Source organism: Actinomadura sp. WAC 06369, from assembly GCF_003947565.1.
Taxonomy (GTDB): domain Bacteria; phylum Actinomycetota; class Actinomycetes; order Streptosporangiales; family Streptosporangiaceae; genus Spirillospora; species Spirillospora rifamycini.
Window position 1 is genome coordinate 1 of record NZ_QHJN01000383.1, and the last position, 1030, is coordinate 1030.

Here is a 1030-nt window from a genome sequence, read left to right on the forward strand (position 1 = left end):
GGGTGATTTGGCGGTGTGTGGGACGGGGTGGGTCGGTACGCTCGCGGGATGAATCAGCCGCCGTATGGGCCGCCTTATGGGGGTGGGGTGCCGCAGCCCTATGGGGGGTTGCCGCCTTATCGGCCTCGGCGGCGGAAGAGCGCGCTGGTTGTGCCGCTGGTGTTGGTGGGGCTCGTGGTGCTGTTGGTGAGTGGAGTCGGGGGTGTGTACTACTTCAGCGAGTACCGGCCTCGGCAGTACCTCGAGGACTGGAGCTGGGAGATGGGGTACGCCGACACGCTCGTCCGGACGCAGGGGTTCGCGGACCGGGAGAAGGCGTACGTTCGGCTGGAGCAGGCGTGTGCTCCCGGGTACGGCGGGTGCAGGGTGTCGCCGGTCGAGGACATCGTGCGGTGGCTCGGGCGGGGGGTCGGGAGCATGACCGAGGCGGAGGCCGCGGAGTGCTTCCGGGACGGGTGCGAGCGGGTCTTCTATCGGGACGGGCACAAGGCCGTTGTGCGGTTCCAGCAGGTGACCAGTTCCGGGTGGAACTTCCTGGTCGAGGTCTACCTCTACTGGTGACGGGTCACTTGGTGGCGGCCTGCTGCATCAGTTCGAGGAGGCCGGCTTCGCGGTCCTGGGCGGTCGCGCCGTAGTCGTGGCTGTAGGTGAAGTCGGCGTTCGGGAAGCGGGTGAGCCACATCGCGCAGTAGTTGCCCGGCATGAGGCACGGTTCGAGCTCGGTGTAGACGCGGGTGACCTGCTCCGGACGGACGCCTTGGGCCTGCAGGCGGTCCCAGAGGAGATGCTCGGGGTGCTGGACGCCGACGCGGGTCTGTTCGGTCTCGATGCGGCGGCGGCCGCCGATGCCTTCGACCTCGAAGGCGACGGACGCGGGGAAGCTGAGCGCGTGCCGGATGGTCTCGAGGACGCGCGACCACCAGGACTCGTCGTCGTCGAGGGCGGCGGCGTCGATCTGGAGGAGCCGGGCGCGGAGCTCGCGGAAGACGTCGAGGGGGTCCCGGCGGCCGCCGCCGCATCGAGACCGAAC

2 protein-coding genes are annotated in these 1030 nt (G+C 69.5%); one reads left to right on the forward strand and one right to left on the reverse strand.

Annotated elements, in window-relative coordinates; all coding sequences use genetic code 11:
- Nucleotides 1–204: 204 nt before the first annotated feature.
- On the forward strand, nucleotides 205–561 hold the full coding sequence (locus DMH08_RS39585) for a hypothetical protein (protein ID WP_125621424.1): 357 nt from the start codon (nucleotides 205–207) through the stop codon (nucleotides 559–561).
- A gap of 4 nt (nucleotides 562–565) precedes the next feature.
- Here the strand turns inward: DMH08_RS39585 and DMH08_RS39590 are convergent.
- Nucleotides 566–1030, reverse strand: a 465-nt coding sequence (locus DMH08_RS39590) for a nucleic acid/nucleotide deaminase domain-containing protein (protein WP_325052995.1), incomplete at its 5' end; no start/stop codon positions are given.